Annotated in this window: 28 protein-coding genes; 11 read left to right on the forward strand and 17 right to left on the reverse strand. The window is 63.4% G+C overall.

Translation table 11 applies throughout. From position 1 onward, the window contains the following. Positions 1 to 71 precede the first annotated feature (71 nt). Complete coding sequence (locus FFS37_RS09895) at positions 72 to 989, forward strand: diacylglycerol/lipid kinase family protein (RefSeq protein WP_137930761.1); 918 nt, start codon at positions 72 to 74, stop codon at positions 987 to 989. Between the two features lie 20 nt (positions 990 to 1,009). Here the strand turns inward: FFS37_RS09895 and FFS37_RS35725 are convergent, their stop codons facing one another. Then, positions 1,010 to 1,186, reverse strand: a complete 177-nt coding sequence (locus FFS37_RS35725; protein WP_171026231.1) for a hypothetical protein — start codon at positions 1,184 to 1,186, stop codon at positions 1,010 to 1,012. Between the two features lie 146 nt (positions 1,187 to 1,332). Between FFS37_RS35725 and FFS37_RS09900 the strand changes: the two genes are divergently transcribed. Further along, positions 1,333 to 2,874, forward strand: coding sequence for a sensor histidine kinase (locus FFS37_RS09900; protein ID WP_137930762.1), 1,542 nt, complete (start codon positions 1,333 to 1,335; stop codon positions 2,872 to 2,874). A 15-nt stretch (positions 2,875 to 2,889) separates the two neighbouring features. Here the strand turns inward: FFS37_RS09900 and FFS37_RS09905 are convergent, their stop codons facing one another. The 3 genes from FFS37_RS09905 to FFS37_RS09915 all read right to left on the reverse strand — a co-directional run bounded on the left by FFS37_RS09905 (position 2,890) and on the right by FFS37_RS09915 (position 4,623). Then, positions 2,890 to 3,354, reverse strand: coding sequence for a hypothetical protein (locus FFS37_RS09905; protein WP_137930763.1), 465 nt, complete (start codon positions 3,352 to 3,354; stop codon positions 2,890 to 2,892). An 11-nt stretch (positions 3,355 to 3,365) separates the two neighbouring features. Beyond that, positions 3,366 to 3,692 (reverse strand): DUF883 family protein, encoded by a 327-nt coding sequence (locus FFS37_RS09910; RefSeq protein WP_137930764.1) that lies wholly within the window; start codon positions 3,690 to 3,692, stop codon positions 3,366 to 3,368. A 172-nt stretch (positions 3,693 to 3,864) separates the two neighbouring features. Further along, a complete protein-coding gene (locus FFS37_RS09915; RefSeq protein ID WP_137930765.1) occupies positions 3,865 to 4,623 on the reverse strand; it encodes a Crp/Fnr family transcriptional regulator in 759 nt (252 codons plus the stop codon). Between FFS37_RS09915 and FFS37_RS36570 the strand changes: the two genes are divergently transcribed. Further along, on the forward strand, positions 4,617 to 5,150 hold the full coding sequence (locus FFS37_RS36570; protein ID WP_332311472.1) for a response regulator: 534 nt from the start codon (positions 4,617 to 4,619) through the stop codon (positions 5,148 to 5,150). The genes FFS37_RS09915 and FFS37_RS36570 overlap by 7 nt on opposite strands. A gap of 38 nt (positions 5,151 to 5,188) precedes the next feature. On the opposite strand, the gene FFS37_RS09925 is transcribed toward FFS37_RS36570, so the two are convergent. Beyond that, a complete protein-coding gene (locus FFS37_RS09925) occupies positions 5,189 to 5,740 on the reverse strand; it encodes an RNA polymerase sigma factor (RefSeq protein ID WP_010911883.1) in 552 nt (183 codons plus the stop codon). Positions 5,741 to 5,743: 3 nt separating this feature from the next. Then, positions 5,744 to 5,947 carry a NepR family anti-sigma factor gene (locus FFS37_RS09930; protein ID WP_137930766.1) on the reverse strand — a complete coding sequence of 68 codons (204 nt, stop codon included), beginning with the start codon at positions 5,945 to 5,947 and terminating at the stop codon, positions 5,744 to 5,746. A 222-nt stretch (positions 5,948 to 6,169) separates the two neighbouring features. Between FFS37_RS09930 and FFS37_RS09935 the strand changes: the two genes are divergently transcribed. The 6 genes from FFS37_RS09935 (at position 6,170) to FFS37_RS09955 (ending at position 9,593) form a co-directional block, all read left to right on the forward strand. Then, positions 6,170 to 6,964 carry a response regulator gene (locus FFS37_RS09935; RefSeq protein ID WP_137930767.1) on the forward strand — a complete coding sequence of 265 codons (795 nt, stop codon included), beginning with the start codon at positions 6,170 to 6,172 and terminating at the stop codon, positions 6,962 to 6,964. Positions 6,965 to 7,147: 183 nt separating this feature from the next. Next, positions 7,148 to 7,312: a DUF1328 domain-containing protein gene (locus tag FFS37_RS09940; RefSeq protein ID WP_027031438.1), complete on the forward strand. Its 165-nt coding sequence runs from the start codon at positions 7,148 to 7,150 to the stop codon at positions 7,310 to 7,312. Between the two features lie 184 nt (positions 7,313 to 7,496). Continuing rightward, positions 7,497 to 8,531 carry a sensor histidine kinase gene (locus tag FFS37_RS09945; protein WP_137930768.1) on the forward strand — a complete coding sequence of 345 codons (1,035 nt, stop codon included), beginning with the start codon at positions 7,497 to 7,499 and terminating at the stop codon, positions 8,529 to 8,531. Between the two features lie 111 nt (positions 8,532 to 8,642). Next, on the forward strand, positions 8,643 to 8,819 hold the full coding sequence (locus FFS37_RS35730) for a hypothetical protein (protein ID WP_171026232.1): 177 nt from the start codon (positions 8,643 to 8,645) through the stop codon (positions 8,817 to 8,819). Positions 8,820 to 8,939: 120 nt separating this feature from the next. Next, positions 8,940 to 9,266, forward strand: coding sequence for a hypothetical protein (locus FFS37_RS09950; protein WP_137930769.1), 327 nt, complete (start codon positions 8,940 to 8,942; stop codon positions 9,264 to 9,266). An 81-nt stretch (positions 9,267 to 9,347) separates the two neighbouring features. Then, complete coding sequence (locus FFS37_RS09955; protein WP_137930770.1) at positions 9,348 to 9,593, forward strand: YMGG-like glycine zipper-containing protein; 246 nt, start codon at positions 9,348 to 9,350, stop codon at positions 9,591 to 9,593. Positions 9,594 to 9,713: 120 nt separating this feature from the next. Here the strand turns inward: FFS37_RS09955 and FFS37_RS09960 are convergent, their stop codons facing one another. From FFS37_RS09960 to xylF, 4 genes are all read right to left on the reverse strand, one after another. Continuing rightward, complete coding sequence (locus FFS37_RS09960; protein WP_137930771.1) at positions 9,714 to 11,336, reverse strand: CHASE domain-containing protein; 1,623 nt, start codon at positions 11,334 to 11,336, stop codon at positions 9,714 to 9,716. Between the two features lie 152 nt (positions 11,337 to 11,488). Beyond that, complete coding sequence (locus tag FFS37_RS09965) at positions 11,489 to 12,301, reverse strand: ATP-binding cassette domain-containing protein (RefSeq protein WP_137930772.1); 813 nt, start codon at positions 12,299 to 12,301, stop codon at positions 11,489 to 11,491. 11 nt (positions 12,302 to 12,312) lie between these two features. Continuing rightward, positions 12,313 to 13,665, reverse strand: coding sequence for a sugar ABC transporter permease (locus tag FFS37_RS09970; RefSeq protein ID WP_137930773.1), 1,353 nt, complete (start codon positions 13,663 to 13,665; stop codon positions 12,313 to 12,315). Between the two features lie 243 nt (positions 13,666 to 13,908). After that, entirely contained in the window at positions 13,909 to 14,949 is a 1,041-nt protein-coding gene (xylF, locus tag FFS37_RS09975) for a D-xylose ABC transporter substrate-binding protein (protein WP_137930774.1), read from the reverse strand. 268 nt (positions 14,950 to 15,217) lie between these two features. On the opposite strand from xylF, the gene FFS37_RS09980 reads away from it, so the two are divergent. Continuing rightward, complete coding sequence (locus FFS37_RS09980; RefSeq protein WP_137930775.1) at positions 15,218 to 16,462, forward strand: ROK family protein; 1,245 nt, start codon at positions 15,218 to 15,220, stop codon at positions 16,460 to 16,462. A gap of 15 nt (positions 16,463 to 16,477) precedes the next feature. After that, positions 16,478 to 16,840, forward strand: a complete 363-nt coding sequence (locus FFS37_RS09985) for a hypothetical protein (RefSeq protein WP_137930776.1) — start codon at positions 16,478 to 16,480, stop codon at positions 16,838 to 16,840. Here the strand turns inward: FFS37_RS09985 and phoB are convergent. From phoB to FFS37_RS10020, 7 genes are all read right to left on the reverse strand, one after another. Further along, positions 16,837 to 17,526: a phosphate regulon transcriptional regulator PhoB gene (phoB, locus tag FFS37_RS09990; protein WP_010911896.1), complete on the reverse strand. Its 690-nt coding sequence runs from the start codon at positions 17,524 to 17,526 to the stop codon at positions 16,837 to 16,839. The genes FFS37_RS09985 and phoB overlap by 4 nt on opposite strands. 121 nt (positions 17,527 to 17,647) lie before the next feature. Beyond that, entirely contained in the window at positions 17,648 to 18,355 is a 708-nt protein-coding gene (gene phoU / locus FFS37_RS09995) for a phosphate signaling complex protein PhoU (RefSeq protein ID WP_137930777.1), read from the reverse strand. A 25-nt stretch (positions 18,356 to 18,380) separates the two neighbouring features. After that, positions 18,381 to 19,184 carry a phosphate ABC transporter ATP-binding protein PstB gene (gene pstB, locus FFS37_RS10000; RefSeq protein WP_137930778.1) on the reverse strand — a complete coding sequence of 268 codons (804 nt, stop codon included), beginning with the start codon at positions 19,182 to 19,184 and terminating at the stop codon, positions 18,381 to 18,383. Next, positions 19,181 to 20,032: a phosphate ABC transporter permease PstA gene (gene pstA / locus FFS37_RS10005; protein WP_137930779.1), complete on the reverse strand. Its 852-nt coding sequence runs from the start codon at positions 20,030 to 20,032 to the stop codon at positions 19,181 to 19,183. The genes pstB and pstA overlap by 4 nt, the downstream gene beginning before the upstream one ends. A gap of 3 nt (positions 20,033 to 20,035) precedes the next feature. Next, positions 20,036 to 21,019 (reverse strand): phosphate ABC transporter permease subunit PstC, encoded by a 984-nt coding sequence (gene pstC / locus FFS37_RS10010; protein WP_137930780.1) that lies wholly within the window; start codon positions 21,017 to 21,019, stop codon positions 20,036 to 20,038. A 66-nt stretch (positions 21,020 to 21,085) separates the two neighbouring features. Then, a complete protein-coding gene (gene pstS / locus FFS37_RS10015; RefSeq protein WP_137930781.1) occupies positions 21,086 to 22,141 on the reverse strand; it encodes a phosphate ABC transporter substrate-binding protein PstS in 1,056 nt (351 codons plus the stop codon). Positions 22,142 to 22,669: 528 nt separating this feature from the next. Beyond that, complete coding sequence (locus FFS37_RS10020; RefSeq protein WP_137930782.1) at positions 22,670 to 26,038, reverse strand: response regulator; 3,369 nt, start codon at positions 26,036 to 26,038, stop codon at positions 22,670 to 22,672. Positions 26,039 to 26,079: the final 41 nt, after the last annotated feature.

Consider the following 26,079-nt stretch of genomic DNA (forward strand, 5'->3'; position numbering starts at 1 on the left):
CCGGCTCGGTTTCGTTTCAGCCTCTGGCTGGATGGATTCAGCCTTTTTGGATTGAGAATTCGGAGCGGGGCATGAAGTTTGCAGCGGTGCTGAACCGGGACGGCGGCACCTTGCGCACCACCGACCTGGACGCTTTCCGCGATCGTATGCATTTAGCCCTGAAAAGCGGCGGCCATAGTGTGGAGATCGACGTTGTCGCCGGCTCCGAGATCGTCGCGGCCCTGGACGATGTTTCGTCGCGGCGGGGTGTGGATGTGGTGTTGGCCGGTGGCGGCGACGGCACGATCTCCGCCGCTGCGGCCCGGCTGATGGGCAGGAACAAGGCGCTGGCCATTCTGCCGGCGGGTACGATGAACCTGTTCGCACGGGGATTGGGCATACCCCAGACGCTGGACGCTGCGTTGCATTCCTTTGCGGATGGCGAACTGGCTTCCGTCGATATCGCGACTGCCAACGGGCGCCCTTTCGTGCATCAGTTTTCGATCGGCATGCACGCCCGCATGGTGCAGTTGCGCCAGAGAATGGAGTTTGGCTCAAGGCTGGGAAAGATACGCGCATCCGCCAAGGCTGCCTGGACCACCATCAACAACCCGCCGGCCATGACCGTCACCCTGACCGTCGGCGAAGCCGAGATCATGGCGCGCACGACGGGCATTGGCATCACCAACAATCTGTTCGGCGAGGGCCACCTGCCCTTTGCCGACAACCCCGCCGGCGGCGTGCTCGGCATCTATGTGACGATGGCGCGGCAACGTTCCGAACTGCTGAAATTCTTCTTCAACATGGCGCGCGGCAAATGGCGCGACAACGAACATGTCGAAATCCACCAGACCAACCGTGCGGTGTTGAAAATCCAGTCTTCCAGAAAGTGGCGCGCGGTCATCGATGGCGAATTGACCGACCTCGACCGTGAAACAACTATCGAAATCCACCCTGGCGCGTTGAACGTTCTGGTGCCCAGGCATACCGCATGGGCGAAGGCAGCGTGATGTTTGAGGTGGACTATACGTCAACCACCACCCGAACCCGTACCCTGTTCGGTGGTCGGCGACTTCGCGACTTCCCCATATATTTCGGCAATGCCCCAGGCGATGAAGGCCAGAAGCAGAGCGGCAACCAGGATACGCAGACCGTGCCAGCCCCAGCGCCCCTGACGGGCTTTGTCTTCGGGAATGATCTTGGTCATGGCCGGTCCCTGTGTCGTTTTGCGCCACCGGGCGCGACCGGCAGAACATGGTCGGGTAACGGTTCCCCGCTAGGATGGTTCCGGGCAGGGCAGCCGGCCACGGCCGGGCGGACCGGCAGGACGGCGAACGGCATCTGGGGATTGGGGTGAACAGCAAGGCGGAAATAGGGGCAAGCTTGCCCGCCGGGGTTGCGCTCGCGGTCAACGCCGAGGAGCGGCTGGCCGTGCTGCATGGGCTGGAGATGCTCGATACCGCGGCCGATCCGGATTTCGATCGTATAACCAGCCTTGCGGCCGCGGCCATGCGGGTGCCGATCGCGCTGGTCACGCTCGTCGACAGCAAACGGCAATGGTTCAAATCCTGCCTCGGCCTCGATGAAAGCGAAACCGCGACCGATATCTCCTTTTGCGCGCACGCCATTGCCGCCGGTGACGACCCGATGGTGGTCGCCGACGCAACCGCCGACCCGCGCTTCATGGCCAATCCGCTGGTCACCGGCAAACATCATGTCCGCTTTTATGCTGGTGCGCCGATGATCGTGGGCGGCGCCAGGATCGGTACGCTGTGCGTGCTTGACCGCAAGCCGCATGCCTATCCGTCCGGTGCCAGTCTCGACCAGTTGAAGGCGCTGGCAGCGCTCGCCGCCAGCCTGTTCACGCTGAAGGATGCGACCCGCAGCGGCGCCATCGCCGAGGCGGAGCTTGTGCGCGAGGAAAAACGGCGTGCCATCGCGCTCGATGCGGCGTCGCTCGCCAGTTGGGTCTGGGACATCCGCACCGACATGATCGAATGCGATGTCCGCATGTCGGAACTGTTCGATCTGCCGCGCTCGACCCGCTTGCGCGCGCGCGACATTCTGAAGGCCATCGACCCGCGCGATGTCTACCAGACCGAAACCCGCTTTCGGGACGCATTGACCGGCAGCGACGACTATTTTGGCGAATACCGGGTGAACGGCTTTCATCCGCCGCGTTGGCTGGGGACGCGCGGCCGCGTCATCGAGCGTGACGGCGACGGCAAGCCGACGCTGATCTTCGGCGTCAACTATGACATAACGGAACGCAAGCTGGGCGAGGAGCGGCAGCGGCTCCTGCTGCGCGAACTGAACCATCGCGTCAAGAACACGCTGGCCACCGTCCAGGCTCTCGCGACGCAGACCGTGCGTCATGCCCGTCAGCCGAGCGAGTTTCTCGAAGCCTTCAGCGCCCGGCTCCAGGCGCTGGGCATCGCCCATGGCCTGCTTTCCGATCGCGAGTGGCGCGGCATCGGCATCCGCGAGCTGGTCCAGATCGAGATCAGGCCCTTCGACACCGCCGATCAGCCTCGCATGACGATCTCCGGGGCTGACCTGTTGCTGTCGCCGGACCAGGCCGTCGGGCTCGGGCTGATCCTGCACGAACTGGCCAGCAATGCGCTGCAATATGGATCGCTCTCGGTCGCTTCTGGCCGGGTCGATCTCGACTGGAAGACGCAGGGAAGGAAAGGCAACCGGCGTCTGGTGCTGACCTGGCGCGAAAGCGGCGGTCCCGAGGTTGCCCCGCCCGAGCGGCACGGTTTCGGCTCGATCCTGATCCGCCGCAGCCTGGCCAAGGTCATTTCGAGCGAAGTGACCCATGAGTTCCGCCGGGAAGGCGTATTCGCCGAAATATCGATGCCGCTGGAAGATCTTCGGGCCGACGGCCCGTGATCCTGTCGCGAAACGCTATTGGCTTTCCCGGCCATCCGGGCCGTCATCGCCAGGCTTTGTGTTCTCACGGTAGATCGCATAGGCCGCGAGCGCGACAGCCGGGCCCAGGACGACCCCGAGGCCGCCTTTTCCCTTGAGAAGAGTCGGCAGAACGGCAAGTGCGGCGGTGATGCCGATGGCCTTCATATCAGCGTTGCGCCGCCTTGCCTCGCGTCGGGCGCGCGCGCCCGACATCAGTCGATGGATCAGGAGAACAAGGCCGGCGATGACCAGGAAGCCGATCCCGAAACCGAGCGCCGCCGCCAGCGAACCGTAGCGGCCGGCTGCCCAGATATAACCAGCTCCGACCAGGAAGCCCAGGCCGCATAAAGCCGCCAGCGCGGCAAGCGCGTAGACGATTGCCGCGGTGCGCGCACGGCGCACGGCCGCCACGGTTTCGCCCGAGGCGAGACCCGAAAGCAGGGATGCCAGCATTCCCATCTGGGGCCGGGCTAGCGACGCGCGATAAGCGCGAAAAGGAAGCCGACACCGGCGGCGATAGCCAGCGACGTCACGGGCTTCTCACGCACGTTCGCCACGATCTGCGCCTCGATATCCCTGGCGTTGCCACGCAGGCTGTCGAACGCCGCTTCGCCCTGGGCACGCAGTTGCTCGACACCTTCCGCCGCGGCGCGGCGAGCAGTCCCATAGCCATGTTCGCCGGTCTTGGCCAACTGCTTGGTCAGCTTGTCGATATCGGCCTTCAACTGCCTGATGTCAGCTTCGAGGTCCGAATTCGCCCGAGCGTCGTTGGCGGTTTTCCCTGCGGCGGTTGCCATGGCTTAACTCCTTGTGATTGCTCGATTTCAAACGCGCGGTGCGTCTCAAGGTTCCGGCATCGGACCAAACTAGGGCAATTCGGGGAAAAGTGTGAGACGCTTTCCGCCTGGCCAGTGTGTCGGATGCCGCAACCGAACGCCACCTCCCGCCCCGATCCGACCGACAAGCTCGTCATATCAGCGGGCGTCTACCTTCACCGAGCCCTTCCCAGCCCGCAAGCTGCTTCAGGCCCTCGATGTCCACGACCTCACAACCGCCGTCACGCCAGAGGACCAGCTTGCGATCCATCAGTTTGCGGATCGTCTTGTTGGTATGAACCAGCGACAGGCCCAACGTATCGGCGATATGTTGTTGCGTGATCGGGATCTGGATGGATTGCTTGCCGTTCAGCCCGACGACCTTGGCACGGCTGGCTATGAAGGCAATCAGATAGGCAGCGCGTTCGATCGCGCTGCGCCGGCCGACACTGAGCAGGTTCTCGTCCAGCATGCGCTCTTCGCGCGATGCGATCCAGGTGATGTCGTAGCCGAGGCCTGGATGGTTACGGTAGAGTTCGTGCAGGTTGTCGCGTTCGAAAACGCAAAGCAGCATCGGCGACAAGGCTTCGACGGAATGCTGCATTTCGCCCATGACGCTGCCCTGCAGGCCGATGAGATCGCCGGGCATGAGATAATTGAGGATCTGGCGGCGGCCGTCTGTCAGCAATTTATAGCGGAACGCCCAGCCCGACAGCACTGTATAGAGATGGGCGCTGTGGCTCCCCTCGACCAGCACCGTGGCTCCCTTGTCGACAGCAAGCTCTCCCTTCTTGAATTTGCTGATGAAAGCCAGTTCCTGTTTTTCGAAATCGCGGAAAACCGGCAACGGCCGCAAGGGACAGTTCTCGCAAGGATACTGTCGGCTGGCAGGATGCCCATTGTGGCTTGGCATTTCGACCCCTCTCGAAAGCCTGCCGGCCGGCAGGTACGCTTAAACGTTTTGCCGGGATCGGAGTTCCGGGTGCAGGCATGTCTTTTTTAAATGACAACGCGCGCAATAGCGATCATGACTCCCGACGTTCCAAGGAGCTTTCGCCTGTGCCCCCATTGCTTGACGGATTGCGGATTCTTGTCCTGGAGGATGAGTTTCTCATCGCCATGGATGTCGAGCAGCTGTGCCGCGACCACGGCGCACAGGAAGTTGTGATAGCCCGCGACCTGGCCGAGATCGACGCACAGCGGATCGCCACACAATTCGACGCGGCCATCGTGGATCTGATGCTGAGCGGTAACTCGACCCTGGAATTCGCCGCGGGCTTGCGTGAAACAGGCGTCCCTTTTGTGTTTGCCTCCGGCTATTCGGACGCGGAAGAGATCGGTGCGTCCTTTCCCGGGGTGAAGCTCGTCACCAAACCCTATTCAGGCGAAGACCTCGTCGAAGCGCTGGCGCTGGCCTACGGACGCGGCACCCCGAACTGATGCGGCCGGACCGGGATTCCCGCGGTCCAGCCGGCATTTCAATGGGCCGCCGTTCCCGTCACCTGAGCCGAGATCGCGTCGGGGCCATATTCGTCCTCGCCCGAGATCTTCAGGATTTCCTGGAGGCGCGTGCGCGCCCTGCTGACCCGGCTTTTGATCGTTCCGACCGCGCAGCCGCAAATCTCGGCGGCTTCCTCGTAAGAGAAGCCCGACGCCCCGATAAGGATGATGGCTTCGCGCTGGTCTTCGGGCAGTTGCTCGAGCGCGCCGCGGAAGTCCTTGAGGTCGAGCTGGCCGTGCTGGGCCGGATGCACGGCCAGCCTTGCCGTCATGATGCCGTCGCTGTCCTGCACTTCTCGGCCGCGCTTGCGCATCTGCGAATAGAATTCGTTGCGCAGGATCGTGAAAAGCCATGCCTTGAGATTGGTGCCGGGCTGGAAGCTCTCATGCTTGTCCCAGGCCTTGACCAGCGTTTCCTGAACGAGGTCATCGGCCTTGTCGGCATTTTGCGTCAGCGACACGGCGAAAGCCCGCAGGCTCGGGATTGCCCCAAGCAGATCGGTCTTGAAGCCCTGGGAGACCGCTGCCATGCCTCAGTCCTTCTTCTGTGCGGGTTCAGCCTGTTCCAGTTGGCTGAGCAACTGGGCGAAGCGATCCGGCACATCGTCGGAGACCAGGTCGTCATAGTATTGTTTGAGTTTGCGCCCGATTTCGGAATTCGGCCCGAGCGGGTCGCCGACACCGTTCCGGCCCCTGCCCGCGGCGCCAGCCAAGACATCTTTCGTCATATCTTTCATTTCGCCCTTATATTCCCAGCACCCAAGCCGCTATTATCCAACTCAACACAAGGCAAGCGGCGCCCTCGTCTGGTTGCCCATCCCGACATCAAACGCCGTCGCCGCTCATTCGTTCCATTTGCGCCGGAACTTTTTCGGAAACCCCGCGTTCTATACCCCGGGGCTTGCAATCAGCTTGACCTGCAATCCATGCACTCACGTCATCTGAGGGAGACGTCCATTATGAGTTTATCCGCCACCATCGCTCCGCATCTGCCGTTCCTGCGCCGCTTTTCGCGTGCCGTATCGGGATCGCAGGAGAGTGGCGACGCGCTGGTCGCCGCGATGCTCGAGGCCATCATCGCCGATGTCGACATCTTCCCCGAAGCGTCGAGTGATCGCATCGCCCTCTACAAGATATTCGCCAAGCTCTTCACCTCCGTCGCGATCCGCGTCCCGCAGGAACAGGCGCAGTCGGCCTGGGAACAGCGCGCGGCGGCCAACCTCAATGCGATCGCCCCTCTGCCCCGGCAAGCCTTCTTGCTGGTTGCCGTCGAAGGCTTCAGTGAGGACGAGGCTGCCGAAATCCTCGACGTCGGCGAAAAGGAATTCTCCGACCTGCTTGCTCAGGCAAGCAATGAGATTTCCCGCCAGGTGGCGACCGACGTGCTGATCATAGAAGACGAGCCGCTGATCGCCATGGACATAGAAGAGATGGTCGAAAGCCTTGGCCATCGCGTCGTGGGAACGGCACGCACCCACGCCGAAGCCGTGACGATGTTCGGCAAGACCCGGCCTAAGATGGTGCTGGCCGATATCCAACTCGCCGATGGCAGCTCAGGCATCGAGGCGGTCAACGAGATTCTGTCGTCGACCTCCGTGCCGGTCATCTTCATCACCGCTTTTCCCGAGCGCCTGCTGACCGGCGAGCGCCCCGAGCCGGCGTTCCTGGTGACCAAGCCTTTCAACCCCGACATGGTCAAGGCGCTGATCAGCCAGGCCTTGTTCTTCGACCGTCAAGCCAAGGCCGCCGCATAGGCAAGCGTCCGCACTGCGGGATTTCAATGACAAAGGGCCGCTCGATGCGATGCGTCGGGCGGCCCTTGTGGTTCTTGACCGGCGAAAGCCCGGGGCCATTGCCAGCATCGTCTTTTTCGGCAAAGGGTGGAACAAACCTCATCCGCTCACGTTTTTATCGCAGCATTCGCAAGGAGATGAACCATGCTTTACTGGGCGCTCGTATTTCTCGTCGTGGCGATCATCGCCGGCGCGCTTGGTTTCGGCGGAATAGCAGGCACATCCGCTGGCATAGCGCAGATTTTGTTTTTCATCTTCCTCGCCTTCCTCGTCATTTCGCTTCTTGCCGGCCTGTTCAAACGGGCCTGAGGCGGATCAGTCTATCCGAGCGAACACTGGAAGCCGCACCCCTCAAACGGTTTCCAGCCACCGCCGGGCGGTATCCTGCAAAGGACACCGTCCGGCGGACCGCTTTAGGGGACCGGGTGCCCGGAATTTGGGAACCCATTCGGCCGTAAGCCGTTCAGCCTGAGTTGGGTGGACAGATTGACCGATGCGCTCCAGAACTGCAGATAAAACGGAAGGCGCACGAAGCGACGAGGTCATCGCGCTGCATCCTGCGGAGAGCGGCATGCAGCTTGGCCGGGCTCTTCTTCACGCACTGCACAATGCCGGCATTTCCGTGCTCTATCAGGACCGTGAAATGAAGACCGTATGGGCTCGCAACATGCGCGCGCCCTGGGCCTCGGACAATGCCGACGGCAATGGCATCCTGCCGCAAGCGCATGCCGACCGCATCGATGCCGCCAAGCGCGATGTGATCGCCAGCGGCAATCCGGAGCGCATCGAGATCAGCGTTCCAGTCGAGAACGGTGTCCGCTGGTTCCAGATTTGGGTCGACGCCGACCGGAGTGACGACGGCGAGGTGCAAGGTGTCGTTACCACCATGGTCGAGACGACCGAGCAGAAACGGCGCGAACAGACGCTCACCGCCTTGCTGCGTGAGGTCAGCCACCGTTCCAAGAATCTGCTGGCTATCATCCAGAGCATCGCGACGCAGACCGGTCGCCATTCCGATGGCATCGGCGATTTCCTGACGCGCTTTCGCGGCCGGTTACAGTCCCTGGCCTCCTCCCAGGACCTGGTGACGTCCTCCAACTGGCGGGGCGCGGCCCTTCACGAACTGGTGGCGAGCCAGGTTGGCCGCTACGGTCCGAGCGCGCCGCACAGCCTTCGCTTTCGCGGCGCCAACCCCTATCTCAACCCCAACGCCGCCCTGCATATCGGCCTGGCGATGCATGAACTCGCCGTCAACTCGTTCAGTTACGGCGCGCTGTCGCGCCCTGACGGGTTCGTCGAGGTAAGCGCCGATCTCGAAGCAGCGCCGACAGGCGAGGTGGTGCTTTCACTGACGTGGTCGGAGGCGATTGGAACCAGCGGCAGCCGCGGCAATCGAAAGCGCTTCGGCAGCGTCGCGCTCGAACGGGTGGTGCCGGCGTCCCTGAACGGAACCGCCAGGCTCGATATCGCCGAGGACCGCCTTGAATACCGTCTCATCGTTCCGCATAGCAATTTCGAGACGCAGTAATCCTTGGCCGGCAAACATCCTTAACCGGCCGTTCACCATAAGAGCGGATGCTGTCTTACCCAGATACCGCCGGAAACCGCCAGGTTTCGCGGCACAGTTTGGGAGGGATGCATGACGGTCGCCGACATGAACAGACTGGAACAGGCCGCCCGTGTTTCGATGGGCGAATTTCAGGATCCCGACACATCCGCGGAACCGCTGCCTCTGCCGCACCGCCGCCTTTTGTGGGGTATCGGCCTGGCGTTATGCGGGATCGCCCTGCTGCTCGTGGTGCTCCAACTGACCTGAGCGCCGCCAGAATCTGGCGCGAAAACCCTTGGAACGCGGGGGATTATTCGCTGCCCGCGTCTTACACCCAGGAACTTTTTGCCGGTTTCGGCCGTTGTTGCGGCGAGAGGGCAAATCGCCATGGAACACATCGCCGCACTGTTGCTGGTCATCGGCTGCACAAACACGATGGCCGACTGTCGTGAGTTGCAGGTGCCCGTCAGCGTTTTTGAAACGGCAGACGAATGCACCGCGGAACGCCCCTTCGCCATGGGCGACGTCCAGGGGCAGGCCCAGCACATCGTTGCCAGATGCCTGGCGGTCGACCCAGCCCTCGAGGACGACTACGACCAGATCGTCTGGAAAGTCCGTCCCGACGGCAGCCTGGACGCTTCTCTGGCAATTTCCAGCCTTGTCGTGGCTTCGAACACGACACGTCCAGAAAAAGACTACCTTAGCCAACAATAAATTGGAGCAGCAAAGACCGTTGTTTCATGCTAGATGGCGGTTGGAGCTACCAAGTGAGGACACAAAGTGAGGAGTGACTCTATGCGGAAAATGATTATTGCCATCGTTGCGGTGGTTGCCGTCAGCGGCTGCACTACGACGGAGCAGGACGTTGGCGTCGGTGCCGGCGTGGGTGCCTTGGCCGGCGGCCTGATCGGCGGCGGCAAGGGCGCGCTGATCGGCGCAGCGGTCGGCGCGGGATCTGGTTTGCTGTATCGTAACGTGCAAACTGGCCGCTGCAAGTATCGCCGCGGTGACGGTACGACCTACTGGGCCCGCTGCAACTGATCCCATAATCTGGGGGAAGCGGGGACCGCAACCGGCTCCGCATCCCCTTGTTTTTAGAGCTCAGGTCGCCGGTCCGCCTGCCGCCATGCCTGGCGTAGCCTCGGAACGGCTTCCTGTCCTTCAAGCAGTCAGCGGAATCTTGATTTCCACCTTGAGGCCATCGGCCTGAAAATCGCGTCTGATCGTACCGCGCAGTTCGCGCGTGACATTGAGGTCGATCAGCTTGGTGCCGAATCCGGTCTGCGACGGCGCCTCCACCTTCTTCTTCCCCGCTTCCCGCCAGTTCAGCGTCAGCGTCCGCTCGCGCCCATGCCCTTCAAGCGACCAGTCCACCTTGAGAGCGCCAACGAAATTCCCGGCCTCGCCATATTTGAGCGCATTGGTCGCCAGTTCGTGGAAGGTCAGGCCAAGTGACTGCGTCGTGGTTTCGTCGAGCAGCACCTCCGGTCCCGACAGCAACTCCTCGGGCAGGTCCTTGCCGAACACCTGGCCAAGCTCGATGCGCAGCAGATCGGCGAGATCCGCCTTCTGCCAGCGCGAGCGCGTCAGCATGTCCTGCGAAGCGGCCATCGCCTGGAGCCTCGCCGAGAACGATGCTGAAAACTCGTTGACGTCGGTTGCCCGCGAAGCCGTCTGCCGCGCGATCGCCAGCACGCGCGTGATGGAGTTCTTGATGCGATGCTTCATTTCCTGGAGCATCAGGTCCTTTTCGAGCAGGCTTTTCTCCGTGGTCTCGTGCAAGGCCGACACCGCGTCATAGGCACGCTCCTGATAGCGCGCCACCAGCGCGATCGCACCCGCCAGCAACAGGCCGAACAACCCCAGCATCACGGGGATGGCGCGTGACGACGGCTGCGAGAAGGCGCTGGTCGGCCTGAACTGCACCGTCCACGGCCGGCCGGCGACGGTGATCTTGCGGGTGACCAGCAGTCGCTCGCCGAATGACGAAGCCGGCGGCGTTTCCGAGCGGAACAACAGGTCGTCGCTGTTCACCGCGCCGTCATAGATCTCGGTATTGACGGGCAGCAGCGGTGCACGGCTGAGCGCGATCTGGAACAGGTCCCGCGCCCGGAAGGCCGCGTAAAGGAAGCCCGCCGTCGAGGACCGCGACGCGTTGATGACTTCAGGCGCGGTTTCGACATTGAGCCGCACGAAGACCAGGAAGCCGGTGAAGGTCTGGGCCGCACCCGTGCCCTGGCCCAACTGCACCAGCCCGCTCGCATGCTGCTGGTCGTCGGCCATCGCCTTCTCGATCGCGGTACGCCGCACCGGCTCGCTGAACATGTCGTAACCGATGCTGGCCTGGTTGGACGGGTCGAGCGGCTCGAACAGCGAAATGGGCGCGCGCCAGGGCTGCGTTGTGTCCGGATAGACCGGATGGGGAGTGCCGAAATCGTGCAGTATGTCGCGTTCGACCGAAGCTTCGTCACCGGTCTTGACCAGTTGCAGGAAGCCGATGCCGCGCAGGCCGGCGAAATTGTTGTCGACATCCAGCGCGTTGAAGAACGCCTTGAATTCGGTCTGGGAGATGTCGCCGTTGCGGGCATCGAACAGGGCCTGGGTCGAGCGCAGCAGCGACAGATGCAGGTCGATGCGGCTTTCGATCCGGTTCAGCGCGTCGTCGGCGGCCGCCTCGAACTTGATGCGCGCTGCTTCCTGCGTCGCGAAGTAGGCAAAGCCCGCCATCATCAGGCTGATCAGCGCAACGGCGATAAAGGCGACGATTGGAAAAAGCTTCTTCAACGGATGCTGCGGTCCATGAGCAATACCGGACCTTTATGGGCAAGTCGTCAGGCCAACACAATGGCCAGGCCAAGCCATCGCGATCACTGGCATATCACGTGAGCGGCAATCCGGCGTGCCGCTCGGCGGCGCGCGGGCCTGCCGCGCCGGGGTCAGGCGGCTATTTTCAAGGCGCCAGGCCCGGGGATGGCGCCTGGAGGACACTTGCCCAGGATGATCATGCCGAGCACCTCGTCCTGGGTAACGTCGGTCGTGCGCGCGGTACCGACGACCTGGCCGTTCTTCATCACGCAGACCCTGTCCGCGAGTTCGAAGACGTCATGGATGTCGTGGCTGATCAGGAAGATGCCGATACCGTCCGTCTTGAGCTGCCTGACCAGTTCGCCGACCTGCGCCGTTTCCTGGGGGCCGAGTGCCGCCGTCGGCTCGTCCATGATCAGGATGCGGGCGTTGAACAGGATGGCGCGCGCGATCGCTACCGACTGGCGCTGCCCGCCCGACAGCTTGATCACCGGCTCCTTGAAGCGCTGGAAGCGCGGGTTGAGCCGCCCCATCACCTTGCGCGCCTCGGCCTCCATGGCGACGTCGTCGAGCGTGCCCCAAGCGGTCATCAGTTCGCGGCCGAGGAACAGGTTGGCGGCGGCGTCGACATTGTCGGCGAGCGCCAGCGTCTGGTAGATCGTCTCGATACCGTATTTCTTGGCGTCGCGCGGGTTTGAGATCGAGGCCTCCTGGCCGTTGACGAAGATCTGTCCGGCATCGCGCTTGTAGGCGCCCGACAGAATCTTGATCAGCGTCGACTTGCCGGCGCCGTTGTGGCCGAGCAGCGCCACCACCTCGCCGGGGAAAAGATCGATCGAGGCGTCGTCGACGGCGCGGATACCGCCGAACGCGATCGAGATGTTGCGCATGTCGACCAGCGGAGTGCCAGTGTGGGCAGTCGTGGGAGCGGTTTTGTCAGCCATGGTCGTATCCCCTAGACCCGCTTGCGATAGACGGTGTCGAGCCACACCGCGATGACCAGCACCGCGCCGACGACGATGCTTTGCAGCGGCGAGTCGACGCCGAGCAGCACCATGCCGGACTGCAGCGATTGCATCAGCAGCGCGCCAAGCATCGCCCCGATGATCGTTCCCGAACCGCCGGCCAGCGATGTGCCGCCGATGACGGCCGCGGCAATGACCAGCAGCTCGTCGAGCGTTCCAAGCACGTTGGTGGACGAGTTCTGCCGGGCCGACGAAATCGCGGCGGCGATCGTGGCCAGCACGCCCATGATCATGAACACCTTCATGGTGATCCAGCGCGTGTTGATGCCGGCGAGGTTGGCCGCTTCCGGATTGCCGCCGATGGCGAAGACATAGCGGCCGAAACGCGTGCGGTTGGTGATGAAGGTCATGATCAGGCCGACGGCAATCGCCATCAGCACGGGGATGGCGATGCCGTGGGCAATGAACAGGCCGCCTTCGGGCACGGTGATGTTGTTGGCGGCGGCGTATCTGTTCACAATGCCGACCGGCCAGGGATAGGAATTGGCCAGCCACACCGCGCCCATGATGACGGCGCAGGTAACGGCGCCCATCAGCGTCTCGGCCCAGATCGGACGCAGGGGGAAGCGGAAGCGCTTGCGCTGCACGCGTCCATTGAACAGGGCAAAGACGACGGCCAGGCAGGCGACGATGCCGACGATCCAGCTCCATGTGGCGCCGATCGATCCCGCCGGCCCGCCACCCATGAGCTGGAAGGTGGCGTCCATCGGCGCCACCGTCTGGCCCGAGGTAACCCACCAGGCCGCGCCGCGCCAGACCAGCAGCCCGCCCAGCGTGACGATGAAGGCCGGCACTTCAAGATAGGCGATGATGAAGCCCTGGAAGGCGCCGATCAGAAGGCCGAGCGCCAGGCCGATGACCAGCGCCAGCACCCAGATCCACGGATTGCCGAGCTCGAGCCCGACAAAGCGCACCAGGAAATGCACCTGGGCGAAGCCCATGACCATGCCGATAACACCCTCGGCGGAGCCGACCGACAGGTCGATGTTGCGCATGACGATGACCAGCACCATGCCGCAGGCCATGATGGCGACCGCGGATGTCTGCACCGACAGGTTCCACAGATTGCGCGGCGTGAGGAAGGTACGGCTGTCGAAATCGAGTGGATTGACGCCCAGGCGAAGGCTGGAAATCACATGCAGTCCGACCCAGATCAGCAGCAGGGCGCCGATCATGCCGAGCATTCTGGTATCGATCTCGGTTGCCTTGAGAAACCGGGCGATCGGGCCGAGCTCGGATGCTCGCGCGGTGTCCACCTGCGGGTTGGACGTCGTGTCGGTCATGATTTCCTCCCACCGGCCTGCCCGTCTGACGCGGATGCCGGACCCAGCCTAGAAGCTATCCCTCTGACGCGGGAACACAAATCTTTTTGAGAAACGCCGCGGCTTTTGGGGCAATTCCAGGAAAAGTGCATAGCGGTTTTCCGTCCGGAATTGCGCAGGCAAAGAACTGGAGCGGTTCAATGATCTTTCGAACACTGAACCGCTCCAGGCCGCGGCGTCGATGTTATGCAGGATCGGGCCGGCTCAGTTGCAGGCCGCTACGGTGCCGGCGGCGACGCCCGCGCAGACCTCATCCTTCTTGATCCAGCCGGCGTCGATGACGACGTTGAGGTTGTCCTTGGTGATCGCGACCGGAGTCAGGAACAGCGACTTGACGGTGTTGCCACCGGGCGTCGTGAAGTCCTTCACGCCGGCAATGTCGGTCATCTTCTTGCCGTCGGCCAGCTGCGAGGCGATTTCGGCGGCGTTCTTGCCGAGTTCGCGCGCGTCCTTCCACACCGAGACGGTCTGGGTGCCGAGCGCGATGCGGTTCAGCGCGGCGTGATCGCCGTCCTGGCCCGACACCGGCACGGTGCCTGCGAGACCCTGCGCGGTAAGCGCCGCGACGACGCCACCAGCGGTGCCGTCATTGGCCGCGACGACGGCATCGACCTTGTTGTCGTTGGCGGTCAGGAACTGTTCCATGTTCTTCTGGGCGTTGGCGGGCAGCCAGCCGTCCGTATAGGCCTCGCCGACATTCTTGATCTTGCCCGAGTCGATGGCGGCCTTGAGGACTTCCATCGAGCCGGAGAACAGGAAGTCGGCGTTCGGGTCGGCGCCCGAACCCTTGATGAAGACATAATTGCCTTCCGGCTTGACCTTGAACACCGCGCTGGCCTGCATGCGGCCGACTTCCTTGTTGTCGAAGGTCAGGTAGAAGACGTCCTTGTTCTCGATCAGGCGGTCATAGCCGACGACCGGAATACCTTCGTCGAGCGCCTTCTGCACCGCCGGGCCGATGGCCGAGGCATCCTGGGCCAGGATGATCAGCGAATTGGCGCCCTGCGAAATCAGGCTCTCGACGTCGGTGAGCTGCTTGCCGGGGTTGGACTGCGCGTCGGCGGAAATATACTTGTCGCCAGCGGCCTCGATCGCCTTCTTCATGGCGGCCTCGTCGGTCTTCCAGCGCTCCTCCTGGAAGTTGGACCACGAAACGCCGATGACCTTGTCCTTCGCCTGCGCGACCGACGCGAGCGTCAGCGACATGGCGACACCCGCCAGGATGGCGGCTGTAAATCTCTTCATGATATCCTCCCTGCGCCGCGTATGGCGCGACCAAACTGGCCCGAAGGCCGGCACAAAGGCTCCATTTTTTCGAGCCTCAAAAAAATTCTGATCCATCCCCGCAGCGCTGTCAACAATGATTCTGATGGATTTTGAGGTGACCGGAACTTTTTTTCGAGCTCCGCAATAAATAAATGACAGCACCGGCCGCTTCTGCCAGTATTTGAAGCAGTTGCCGGCGGTGTTCGAGGGGTTGTAGACCACGGCGACCGGGAGGATGTGGGAAGCAATGTCGGTCGGAATCCGTCACGACGATCTGCGCCGGCGCAACCGCGCCATGGTGATCGCGGCCGTGCGCCGGGCCGGCCGCCCCTCGCGCACAGAGATCGCCGCTACCACCGGGCTCAGCCACTCGACCATATCGGCGATATCGGCCGACCTGATCGGCGAAGGCATCCTGGCCGAGGGCAAGCCGAGCGAAGCCGGCTCGCTCAAACGCGGCAGGCCGCAGGTCGGTCTTGGCCTCAACCCCGAGGCCGCCGCCGTGATGACGGTGGTGCTGTCGCTGAATTTCCTCTCCGTCGCCGTCATCGACTACGCTGGCCAGGTCATATCGGAGGAACAGCGCCGGCTGGATACGCTGACCATGTCGCGAGAGGCGCTGATCGGCGAATGCGTGGCCATCGTACGGCGGCGTCTCGAAGATCCCGACATCGACGTGCGCAGCGTCGCCCGCATCGCGCTGGCGATCCAGGGCATCACCGATACGGATGCGCGCGCCATGCTGTGGTCGCCGATCACGCCGCAGACCGATATCGCCTTCGCCGACATACTCGAGGCCGAGTTCGGCATTCCCGCCACCATGGAAAACGACTGCAACATGATGGCGGTAGCGCTGCGCTGGCGCGATCCCGAACGCTACCGCGACGACTTCATCGCCATCCTGCTTTCCCATGGCATCGGCATGGGCCTGGTGCTGAAGGGCGAACTGTTCACCGGCACCCACTCCTCGGGTGGCGAGTTCGGCCACATGATCCACAGGCCCGGCGGCGCACTCTGCCGCTGCGGGCGGCGCGGCTGCGTCGAGGCCTATGCCGGCAACTATGCCATCTGGCGCAATGCCAAGCAGCTCGGCGAGGACACCGAGCCGGTCGCCGATGTCAGCGACGCGCAGATGCGGGCACTGGCCGCCACGGCGCGGGAACGGGCCGGACCGGAGCGCGAAGCCTACCGCAAGGCCGGTGAGGCCTTAGGTTATGGTCTCGGCAGCCTGTTCGCTCTCATCGACCCCGCCCCGGTTGCCATGGTCGGGGTCAGCGCTGCCGCCTTCGACCTGATCGAGCCGGCGCTGCGCGAGGCGATCGCCCAGACCGCCGGCGGCCAACACTCGAAATCGATCTCCTTCGACACCGAGCCGAACGAATTGCCTCTGATCCGCGAAGGCTGCGCCATGCGCGCGCTGACCTTTGTCGACCAGGAGATTTTCGCGCCGGGCGTGCAGGCAAAGGCCGGCGCTGGGAAGAACGTCGCCTGAGGACGACCAGTGCCAATGCAGAGCTATAAGAACCGACTTGGCGTAACATATTACCTGCCGGATTTCGGCCCGCCCGTTCGCTGGCTCATGACTGTCACGCCCGGGGATGCCGATTTGCCAACCTTGTACTATTTCGAATGCGACGGCGAGAATCTGGGCTGTCGGGCAATACACGTATACGCTGATGGGCGTATGTTCCTCGCATATCCCGGAGGCCTCGACGGCGATCTCTTGCCCGAGGGAGAACTGCCTATGGCGAAAGACGCCGGGGACGGCGACTTGCAAACCCGCGACATCACCAAAGTGGAGTTCGAGGCGCTTTGGTCTGTGCTGTCTCGCCTCCTGGAAGACCCGAGTGAATCCCGGACCGGCCCCTAGTCTTCCCTGATCGCGTAGCCCGCCCCGCGAATGGTGCGGATCACGTCGGGCATGCGGCCGTTGTTGACTGCCTTGCGCAGGCGGCCGACATGCACGTCCACCGTGCGCTCGTCGATGTAGATCGTCTCGCCCCAGACATTGTCGAGCAACTGGCTGCGCGAGAACACGCGGCCAGGGTGGCGCATCATGAATTCGAGCAGCCGGAACTCGGTCGGTCCGAGCCTGATCTCGCTCTTCTTGCGATAGACCCGGTGCGATTCACGGTCGAGCACGATGTCGCCGACCTTGAGCACGCTGGACAGCACCTCCGGCTTGGCACGGCGCAGCAGCGCCTTGACGCGGGCCATGAATTCCGGCGTCGAGAACGGCTTGACCAGATAGTCGTCGGCTCCGGTGGACAGGCCGCGAACCCGATCGCTTTCCTCACCCCGCGCCGTCAGCATGATGATCGGCAGCCGCTCGGTCTCGGGCCGCATGCGCAGGCGCCGGCAAAGCTCTATGCCGGACACCGCCGGCACCATCCAGTCGAGCACCAGAAGATCGGGCACATTCTCCTGAAGGCGAATCTCGGCCTCGTCGCCGCGGGTAACCACCTCGACCTGATAGCCTTCGGATTCCAGATTGTAGCGGAGGAGCACGCCAAGCGGCTCCTCGTCCTCCACCACCATGATGCGTGGCGCGATCATCGGCCTGTCACCTCTAGGGCAATTCCGGGAAAAGTGGGATCGGCTTTCCCTGGGGAATTGCGTGAAAACAAAGAGATAGAGCAGTTCAGCGTTTGTGGGAAACGATGAACCGCTCTAACCGTCAGGCCGCCGGCGCCGACATCGCCGTTTCGTCCTGCTTGGGACGGTTGGCCGGCAGCTGCGTACCGGTCAGCACGTAGTAGGCATTCTCGGCGATGTTGGTCACGTGGTCGCCGATGCGTTCGAGATTCTTGGCGCAGAACAACAGATGCGTGCAGGCGGTGATGTTGCGCGGATCCTCCATCATGTAGGTCAGGAGTTCGCGGAACACCGAGGTGTATTTGACGTCGATGCGCTCGTCGTCGTTGCGCAGCTTGGCCAGCGCCGCGGCGTCGCCCGCCGCGTATTCCTCGACGACGCCCTGCACCTGGATCAGCACCAGCTGCGCCATGGCGTCGATGGAATGCGACAGGTCGCGCGGCGTGGCCGAGAGGCCGACTGTGCCGACGCGCTTGGCGATGTTCTTGGCAAGGTCGCCGATGCGTTCGAGATCGCCGGCCATGCGGATAGAACCGACGACGTGACGCAGGTCGTCGGCCATCGGCTGCCGCTTTGCGATCAGCGTGATGGCGCGGTCGTCGAGTTCGCGCTGACGTGCGTCCATGATGGCGTCGTCGGAGACGACGCGCTGGGCGAGCGCGTTGTCGGAGTTCAGCAGCGCCTTGGTGGCGCCGCCGACCATCGAGCCGGCGAGATCGCCCATGTCGCTGATCAGCCGGCTGATCTGCCCGAGATCCTCGTCGAAGGCTGCGACTGTGTGTTCGGCCATGATCCTGGTCCTCGTATGCGTGCGATCAGCCGAAGCGGCCGGTGATGTAGTCCTGCGTGCGCTTCTCGCGAGGCGACGTGAAGATCTTCTCGGTGCGGTCGAACTCGACCAGTTCGCCCAGATACATGAAGGCTGTCTGCTTCGAGACGCGTGCCGCCTGCTGCATGTTGTGGGTGACGATGACGATCGTGTAGTCGGCCTGCAGTTCGTCGATCAGCTCCTCGATCTTGGCGGTCGACAGCGGATCGAGCGCCGAAGCCGGTTCGTCGAGCAGGATGACCTCCGGCTTCACCGCCACCGTGCGCGCGATACAGAGGCGCTGCTGCTGGCCGCCGGACAGGCTGAGGCCGCTGGCGTTGAGCTTGTCCTTGACCTCGGTCCACAGCGCGGCGCGCTTCAGCGCCTGCTCGACACGCCCGTCCATCTCGGACTTGCTGATCTTCTCATAGAGCCGGACGCCGAAGGCGATGTTCTCATAGATCGACATCGGAAACGGCGTCGGCTTCTGGAACACCATGCCGATCTTGGTGCGCAGCAGGTTGAGATCCTGCGAGCGGTCGAGGATGTTCTTGCCGTCGAGCAGCACCTGGCCTTCCGCGCTCTGCTTCGGGTACAGCTCGTAGATGCGGTTGAGCACGCGCAGCAGCGTCGACTTCCCGCAGCCGGACGGGCCGATGAAGGCGGTCACGCTGCGCTCGGGCAGGGACAGGTTGATGTCCTTCAGCGCCTTCGACTGGCCATAGTAGAAATTGAGGTTCCTGACCTCGATCTTGGCTTTCTCGACGACCACTTCGGGCGTGTTCAATTCGGTGGACAACATCGGTTTCATCTGTCCTCTCTGCGTCCGGTAAGGCTGCGGGCGAAGATGCTCAGCCCGAGAACCGTAAGGGTGATTATGAGTGCGCCGGTCCACGCCAGTTGCTGCCATTCCTCATAGGGGCTGAGAGCGAACTGGAAGATGGTGACAGGCAGGCTGGCCATGGGTGCGTTGAGGTTGCTGGACCAGAACTGATTGTTGAGCGCGGTGAAGAGCAGCGGCGCTGTCTCGCCGGAGATGCGGGCGATGGCCAGCAAGATGCCGGTGACGATGCCGGAAAGTGCGGCGCGATAAGCGACCGAGCGGATCACCACCCAGCGCGGCGCTCCGATGGCGGTGCCGGCCTCGCGCAGGGCGTTCGGCACCAGGTTGAGCATGTCCTCGGTGGTGCGCACCACGACCGGGATGACCAGAATGGCCAGCGCGACGGCGCCGGCGATCGCCGAGAAGTGCCCCATCGGCCGGACCATCAGTTCGTAGACGAACAGACCGATGATGATCGAGGGCGCAGACAGAAGGATGTCGTTGATGAAGCGCACCACCGTGGTGAGCTTCGAGAAGCGGCCGTATTCGGCCATGTAGGTGCCGGCCAGCACACCGATCGGCGTGCCGACGATGATGCCGATGATGGTCATCACGATGCTGCCGTAGATGGCGTTGAGCAGGCCGCCGGCATCGCCGGGCGGCGGCGTCATTTCCGTGAAGACCGCAAGATTGACCCCTGAAAGGCCCTTGTAGAGCAGCGCGCCGAGGATCAGCGCCAGCCAGGCGAGGCCGATGCCGGCCGCGATGACGCACAGCGTCATCATCACGGCATTCTTCCTCTTGCGGCTCTGGTGAAGCGATGCGGCAGTCGACATCGGTCAGGCTCCGGTGCGGGCGTCGATGCGCATCAGCATGTAGCGGGCGATGGCAAGGATCAGGAAGGTGATGATGAACAGGATCAGGCCGAGCGCCACCAGCGAGGAGGTGTAGAGATCGCCGACGGCTTCGGTGAATTCGTTGGCGATGGTGGCCGAGATGGTCGTCGCCGGAGCGAACAGCGACGTCGAGATGCGGTGCGCGTTGCCGATGACGAAAGTGACCGCCATCGTCTCGCCGAGCGCGCGCCCGAGAGCCAGCATGACGCCGCCCATGATGCCGATGCGGGTGTAGGGAATGACAACCCGGCGTGTGACCTCCCAGGTCGTGCAGCCGATGCCATAGGCCGATTCCTTCAGCACCGATGGCACGGTGTCGAAGACGTCCTTGGTGATCGAGGTGATGAAGGGCAGGATCATGATGGCCAGGATCATCGCCGAGGTCAGCAGGCCGATGCCGTAGGGAGGTCCGGCGAAGAGGCTGTTGAGGCCCGGAATGCCGTGAAAGACGCTGATGATGAAAGGCTGCACCGTCGTCTGCAGGAACGGCGCCAGCACGAACAGGCCCCAGATACCGTAGATGATGGAAGGAATGCCGGCCAGCAGCTCCACCGCCATGCCGATCGGGCGCCGCAGCGGGCGCGGGCAAAGCTCGGTGAGGAAGATGGCTATGCCGATGCCGAGCGGCACGGCGATCAGGATGGCGATCGCGGAAGTGATGATGGTGCCGTAGATCGGCGCCAGCGCGCCGAACTTCTCCGTCACCGGGTTCCAGCTTTCCGTGGTGATGAAGGAGAAGCCGAAGGTCGACAGTGCCGGCCAGGCGCCGACGATGAGCGAGATGGCGACACCGCTAAGCAGCACCAGCACCAGAATGGCCGCGGCGCGGGTCAGGCCATGAAAGATCGCATCGGTAAACGCGAACCGTCGCACCGTCGCGTCACGTGAACCACGAATGGCTGGCAAGGCTTCCTGGACAGCGCTCATCTCAAGCTCGGCTTCCTGTGTTGAAGAAAAAGGAGCGCCGCGGGCGCGGCGCTCCTTCGCAAGACATTACTCGCCGGCGTAGACGGGCTTGCCGTCGGCCTTGATGTCGGCCTTCCACGAGGCCTTGATCAGATCGACGACGCTGTCGGGGATCGAGACATAGTCGAGCGCCTTGGCGGTTTCCTTGCCGTCCTTGTAGGCCCAGGCGAAGAACTTCAGCGCTTCGCCGGTGGCAGCCGCGTCATCCGGAGCCTTGTGGATCAGAACCCAGGTCGAGGCCGCGATCGGCCAGGTCGCGTCGCCCGGCTCGTTGGTGATGATGACGTTGAAGTTCTTCGAGCCCTTGAAATCGGCATTCGAAGCGGCCGCGCCAAAGGATTCGAGCGACGGCTCGACGACCTTGCCGGCGGCATTCAGCATCTTGGAATAGGACAGGTTGTTCTGCTTGGCGTAGGCATATTCGACGTAGCCGATGCCGCCGTCGGTCTGCTTGACGGTGTTGGCAACGCCTTCGCTGCCCTTGGCGCCGACGCCGGTCGGCCATTCGACGGCCGTGTCCGAACCAACCTTTTCCTTCCAGTCGGGCGAGAGCTTCACGAGGTAGTCGGTGAAGTTGAAGGTCGTGCCCGAACCGTCCGAACGGTGAACAACGGCGATCGCGGTCGACGGCAGCTTCAGGTCGGGGTTCAGCGCCTTGATGGCGGCGTCGTCCCAGGTGGTGATGGCGCCGAGATAGATCTGCGCGATCGTCTTGCCGTCGAGGACGAGTTCGCCCGGCTTCACGCCCGAGAGGTTGACGATCGGCACGATGCCGCCCATCACCATCGGGAACTGCACGAGGCCGTTCTTTTCGAGGTCGGCGTCGGACATCGGCTTGTCGGTGGCGCCGAAGGTCACGGTCTTGGCGATGACCTGCTTGATGCCGCCGCCGGAGCCGATCGACTGGTAGTTGAGGCCGATGCCGGTATCCTTCTTGTAGGTGTCGGCCCACTTGGCGAACACCGGATAGATGAAGGTCGAGCCGGCGCCGGAAAGGTCAGCTGCCATTGCTGCGGAAAGGGTGAAGGTAGACGCTGTAGCCATTGCAATCGCAACGGCCGCCGAGCGGATGAAATGTCTCATGTGGCCTGCTCCTGTTCGGAAGATGGTCTCTCGGCGCCATTGCTTACCAGCGCCCGCTGAGGCCAATAGCCTTCGATTATTACAGTCGCATGACAGTTTCATGTCAGCCCGGTAACGCGTTGCCGGAGCCCGAAAAGACGGCTGTGACCGGCACTGGCGACATGGCCCATGTTTGCCCTCTGAATCAGTGAGTTGAGCCGTCTGGAGCTCCCGCACATCCCTGGATTCGGGAGCACGTCTTCGATGAAGAAAATCCGGACGGGAGCGCGTTGCTCAAGGCCAGAGCGTGTCGTGGCCGGGCCATCGCCAAAAACAGGTCCGTTGGGGTAGAGTGACGCTGTTCCATGCTGGCGGTCGCTGCTCCCGCCCGTAACTGGGAAGAGCGGAATTCGATGAGGCTATTGTCCCGGCTGGGCACCGCCATTGATATGGTGCGATCGCGCCATAGTCTTCGCACGCGGAGGTAGCAGCCGGTCCCGCTGATTCCACCGGATTTGCTTCTTCGGGCCGAGGCCCGGCGAGGTGGAGCTATCCTGCGTTGCGCTGGATCTGGCGGCTGGCCCCCACCCAGCGCTCGACCTTTTCAAGCAGCGCCCTTGGACTGATCGGCTTGGGCAGGTAGTCGTCCATGCCCGCCTCCAGGCACCGTTCGCGATCGCCCTTGAGCGCATGCGCGGTGACGCCGACGATCGGCACATGCGTGCCCGTCCCCTCCTCCAGCCGCCGGATCGCGGCCGTCGCCTCCAGCCCGCTCATCTCCGGCATCGAGACATCCATCAGGATCATGCACGGATTGAGCTTGCCAAAGGCGTCGAGCGCCTTGCGGCCGTTGCTGACGATCTCGAACCCGAAACCGGTTTCGCCAAGGATCTGGGTGAAGACCATCTGGTTCACTTCATTGTCCTCGGCCACGAGGATATCCAGCCTCTGCCCACCGCCGCCTGCGGCCGCCACCCTGGGGCGGACCGGCGGTGGCTGCAGCTGCGCGCGCTGTTCGGACGGCGCCAATGGCGGATGCCGGGCAAGGTCGGGCCCCTCGCCCGCGGCCTGCTGGGCATGGCCCACGCTGGCATGGCGATGGCGCTGGATGGTTGCCACGAGGGTCTCCAGCAGCACCGACGAGCGTGCCGGTTTGATCAGCTGTGCGTCGATGCCGAGATCGCGGTAGCTGGTGTTGGCGAGTGACTGGTCGACCGAGGTCAGCATGATGATCGGCGTGTCGGCGAGGCCTGCCGTGCTGCGTACGGCCCGCGCCATTTCGGCGCCCGTCATGCCCGGCATCTGGTAGTCGAGCACGACACAGTCGACCGGTACGCCATAGGCTGCGGCGGCGATCAGCACCTTGAGGCCCTCGGCGCCGCTCTCGGCCGCGCAGGAATCGAATGTCCAGGACGTCATCTGCTCGGTCAGGATGGCGCGGTTGACGGCATTGTCGTCGACGATCAGCACGCGCGCGCCGGTCACGTCCACCGGCATGATGCGCTGGCCGTTCTGCTGAGCGGCGCTGGGCAATGTCACGGTGAACCAGAAGGTCGAACCCTTGCCCTCGGCGCTTTCCACACCGATGCTCCCGCCCATCAGCTCGACCAGCCTCGAGGTGATGGCAAGACCGAGCCCAGTGCCCTCGTGCCGCCGTGTCGAGGAAGTATCGACCTGGCTGAATTTCTCGAACACCAGCTTCAGCTTTTCCTCGGGAATGCCTATGCCGGTGTCGGTCACTGAGATGGTCAGGGTGGTGCCGGTCGGTACCCGCTCACCGGTCACGTCGACCAGCACATGGCCCTCGTCGGTGAACTTGACCGCATTGCCGAGCAGGTTGGTGACGATCTGCCTGATACGGCCGACGTCTCCGACAAACAGGCTCTCTAGCCGCGGCTCGATGCGCACGATCAGCTCGAGGTCCTTTTCCTTGGCGCGTGTCGACACCAGCGTCGCGACGTCCTCGATCGCCTCGGCGAGATTGAACGGAGCGGGGTCGAGCACCAGCTGGCCGGCGTCGATCTTGGAGAAGTCCAGGATGTCGTTGATGATGGTGAGCAGTGCGTTGCCCGACTTGACGATGATGTCGGTGAACGTCTTCTGCTTCGGATCGAGATTGGATTTGGCAAGCAGTTCGGCCATGCCGAGCACGCCGTTCATCGGCGTGCGGATCTCGTGGCTCATATTGGCGAGGAATTCCGACTTGGCGCGGTCGGCGAGCACGGCGCGCTGGCGCGCCTCGCTGAGCTCAGCCTCGCGCATCTTCAATTCAGTGATGTCGGTGGTCGAACCGATCAGGTAGAGCGACCCGTCGGAAGCGATCATCGCGCCCTTGCGCGCGAACTGATGCCGCACGCTGCCGTCGGCTAGCCGCACCGTCTCCTCGATCTCCTGGGTCTCGCCGGTGCGCAGCACGGCGAGATCGCCGGCCACGAAGGCCTCGCCGTCCGGCCCGAAAATCTCGACGTCGGTCTTGCCGATCGCGTCCTTCTGGCTGAAGCCGGTAAGATCGCACCAGCCCTTGTTGACGTAGAACTGCCTGAGGTCGGAGCGTTTGGCATAGATCGACACCGGCACGTTGTCGATCAGGCTGCGGAACACCTCGTTCTCGCGCATGCTTTCTTCCAGCGCCCGCTCGCGCGCCTTGACCTCGGTGATGTCAGTGCTGGACCCGACCAGATGCACCGACCCGTCCGTCGCCACCAGGCGGCTCTTGCGGGTCATCAGTTGCCGGACCGTGCCGTCGCGGTGGGTGACAGGCTCCTCGACCTCACGCACATTGCCGGTCGCCACCACACCGGCGTCGTCACGGCTGAAGCTTTCCGCCTCGCCCACGCCGAACAGCTGGCGATCGGTGCGGCCGACGACGTCTTCCTTGGCAAGGCCCGTTATCGCGCACCAGGCCTTGTTGACGAATTCGATGCTCAGGTCCTGCGCCTTGATGAAAGCGGCGACCGGCAACTCGTCCATGACGTGGCGGAAGAGATCGATCTGCCGCATCGAATCGCGCAGCGCCGCCTCGCGGCTCTTGATGTCGGTGATGTCGACGCGCACGCCGATGAACGTGCCGTCATCGGTGCGCATGTCGTAGACCTGATGCCAGCTGCCGTCGGGATTGACACGCTCGAACGATGCGCTGGGCAAGCGGCATCGCTTCAGGATGCCATCGGCCCACCGGTCGGGATCCCTGTCATAGAGGATGTCGAGGTCCGCATCGCCACTCTGGCGGAAATATCCCGCCGCATGTCCGTACTCCAGCGCCTCGCGGAATGTGCGGCCCGGTTGCCAGACCGGCTTCAGTTGCGGGAGCGCGTCCTGCATCTTGTGATTGGCAAAGACGAAATTGTCATCACGGTCGTAGATGATCACGCCGGCAGGCAGCGATTCCAGAACGCTGGCGAGATGCCGGCGCGCATTCTGCGCCTCGGCTTCGCGGTTTTTCATGTCGGTGACGTCGACATAGGAGATGAGCCGCTTGCCGCCGGCGAGCGGCGCCAGCGACGCCACCAGGGTGCGTCCGTCATTGTGCGGCATCTCCCTGGAGCCCGCGACACCGGCCCTCACCTCGGCTTCACGCCCGGCAATGTGGCGCTCCCAGGCGACGTCATCGGCGCCGAAGGAATCGATCGAACGGCTGGCCTCCATCAGGTCGCGGAAACTGGAACCTACGCTGGCGCGGCGCGGGTCGATCTTCCACAGCTGGTAGAAGGCCCGGTTGATGACCTCGGCGCGCAGATCCGCGTCGAGCAAGACGACGCCGATCGGCATCGAATCGAACATCGTGCCGATATCGGTGAGATTGCCGGAGGATGCGTCTCCCCCGCGCCGCTCCGCCGTGTCCTCGACGGCGCCTGCCGGTGCCGCGGCGCCAAGCCCCGCCGGTCCGCGCGCGCCGATTGCTTCGTCCGCTTCCGCCATGCTGTCCCCACCCCGAAAATCAAGGCCGAACCCTCCCTCCG

This window comes from Mesorhizobium comanense (genome assembly GCF_005503535.1).
GTDB classification, from domain to species: domain Bacteria; phylum Pseudomonadota; class Alphaproteobacteria; order Rhizobiales; family Rhizobiaceae; genus Mesorhizobium; species Mesorhizobium comanense.

Bases quoted from the DNA above. Each gene is read 5' to 3' on its own strand.
- phoU (WP_137930777.1), bottom strand. From the start codon at position 18,355: ATGGCCGAACACACAGTCGCAGCCTTCGACGAGGATCTCGGGCAGATC.
- FFS37_RS09925 (WP_010911883.1), bottom strand. From the start codon at position 5,740: ATGGCAGCGGTCTCCCAGGGCTTCAAGACCGATCTGCTTGGGGCAATC.
- FFS37_RS35725 (WP_171026231.1), bottom strand. From the start codon at position 1,186: ATGACCAAGATCATTCCCGAAGACAAAGCCCGTCAGGGGCGCTGGGGC.
- FFS37_RS09930 (WP_137930766.1), bottom strand. From the start codon at position 5,947: ATGAAAGATATGACGAAAGATGTCTTGGCTGGCGCCGCGGGCAGGGGC.
- FFS37_RS09980 (WP_137930775.1), top strand. From the start codon at position 15,218: ATGTCGGTCGGAATCCGTCACGACGATCTGCGCCGGCGCAACCGCGCC.
- phoB (WP_010911896.1), bottom strand. From the start codon at position 17,526: ATGATCGCGCCACGCATCATGGTGGTGGAGGACGAGGAGCCGCTTGGC.
- FFS37_RS09950 (WP_137930769.1), top strand. From the start codon at position 8,940: ATGGAACACATCGCCGCACTGTTGCTGGTCATCGGCTGCACAAACACG.
- FFS37_RS10020 (WP_137930782.1), bottom strand. From the start codon at position 26,038: ATGGCGGAAGCGGACGAAGCAATCGGCGCGCGCGGACCGGCGGGGCTT.
- FFS37_RS09905 (WP_137930763.1), bottom strand. From the start codon at position 3,354: ATGGGAATGCTGGCATCCCTGCTTTCGGGTCTCGCCTCGGGCGAAACC.
- FFS37_RS09965 (WP_137930772.1), bottom strand. From the start codon at position 12,301: ATGGCTGACAAAACCGCTCCCACGACTGCCCACACTGGCACTCCGCTG.
- pstS (WP_137930781.1), bottom strand. From the start codon at position 22,141: ATGAGACATTTCATCCGCTCGGCGGCCGTTGCGATTGCAATGGCTACA.
- pstC (WP_137930780.1), bottom strand. From the start codon at position 21,019: ATGAGCGCTGTCCAGGAAGCCTTGCCAGCCATTCGTGGTTCACGTGAC.
- FFS37_RS09970 (WP_137930773.1), bottom strand. From the start codon at position 13,665: ATGACCGACACGACGTCCAACCCGCAGGTGGACACCGCGCGAGCATCC.
- FFS37_RS35730 (WP_171026232.1), top strand. From the start codon at position 8,643: ATGACGGTCGCCGACATGAACAGACTGGAACAGGCCGCCCGTGTTTCG.
- FFS37_RS09895 (WP_137930761.1), top strand. From the start codon at position 72: ATGAAGTTTGCAGCGGTGCTGAACCGGGACGGCGGCACCTTGCGCACC.
- FFS37_RS09935 (WP_137930767.1), top strand. From the start codon at position 6,170: ATGAGTTTATCCGCCACCATCGCTCCGCATCTGCCGTTCCTGCGCCGC.
- FFS37_RS09985 (WP_137930776.1), top strand. From the start codon at position 16,478: ATGCAGAGCTATAAGAACCGACTTGGCGTAACATATTACCTGCCGGAT.
- pstB (WP_137930778.1), bottom strand. From the start codon at position 19,184: ATGAAACCGATGTTGTCCACCGAATTGAACACGCCCGAAGTGGTCGTC.
- FFS37_RS09940 (WP_027031438.1), top strand. From the start codon at position 7,148: ATGCTTTACTGGGCGCTCGTATTTCTCGTCGTGGCGATCATCGCCGGC.
- FFS37_RS09910 (WP_137930764.1), bottom strand. From the start codon at position 3,692: ATGGCAACCGCCGCAGGGAAAACCGCCAACGACGCTCGGGCGAATTCG.
- FFS37_RS09945 (WP_137930768.1), top strand. From the start codon at position 7,497: ATGCGCTCCAGAACTGCAGATAAAACGGAAGGCGCACGAAGCGACGAG.
- FFS37_RS09955 (WP_137930770.1), top strand. From the start codon at position 9,348: ATGCGGAAAATGATTATTGCCATCGTTGCGGTGGTTGCCGTCAGCGGC.
- xylF (WP_137930774.1), bottom strand. From the start codon at position 14,949: ATGAAGAGATTTACAGCCGCCATCCTGGCGGGTGTCGCCATGTCGCTG.
- pstA (WP_137930779.1), bottom strand. From the start codon at position 20,032: ATGTCGACTGCCGCATCGCTTCACCAGAGCCGCAAGAGGAAGAATGCC.
- FFS37_RS09915 (WP_137930765.1), bottom strand. From the start codon at position 4,623: ATGCCAAGCCACAATGGGCATCCTGCCAGCCGACAGTATCCTTGCGAG.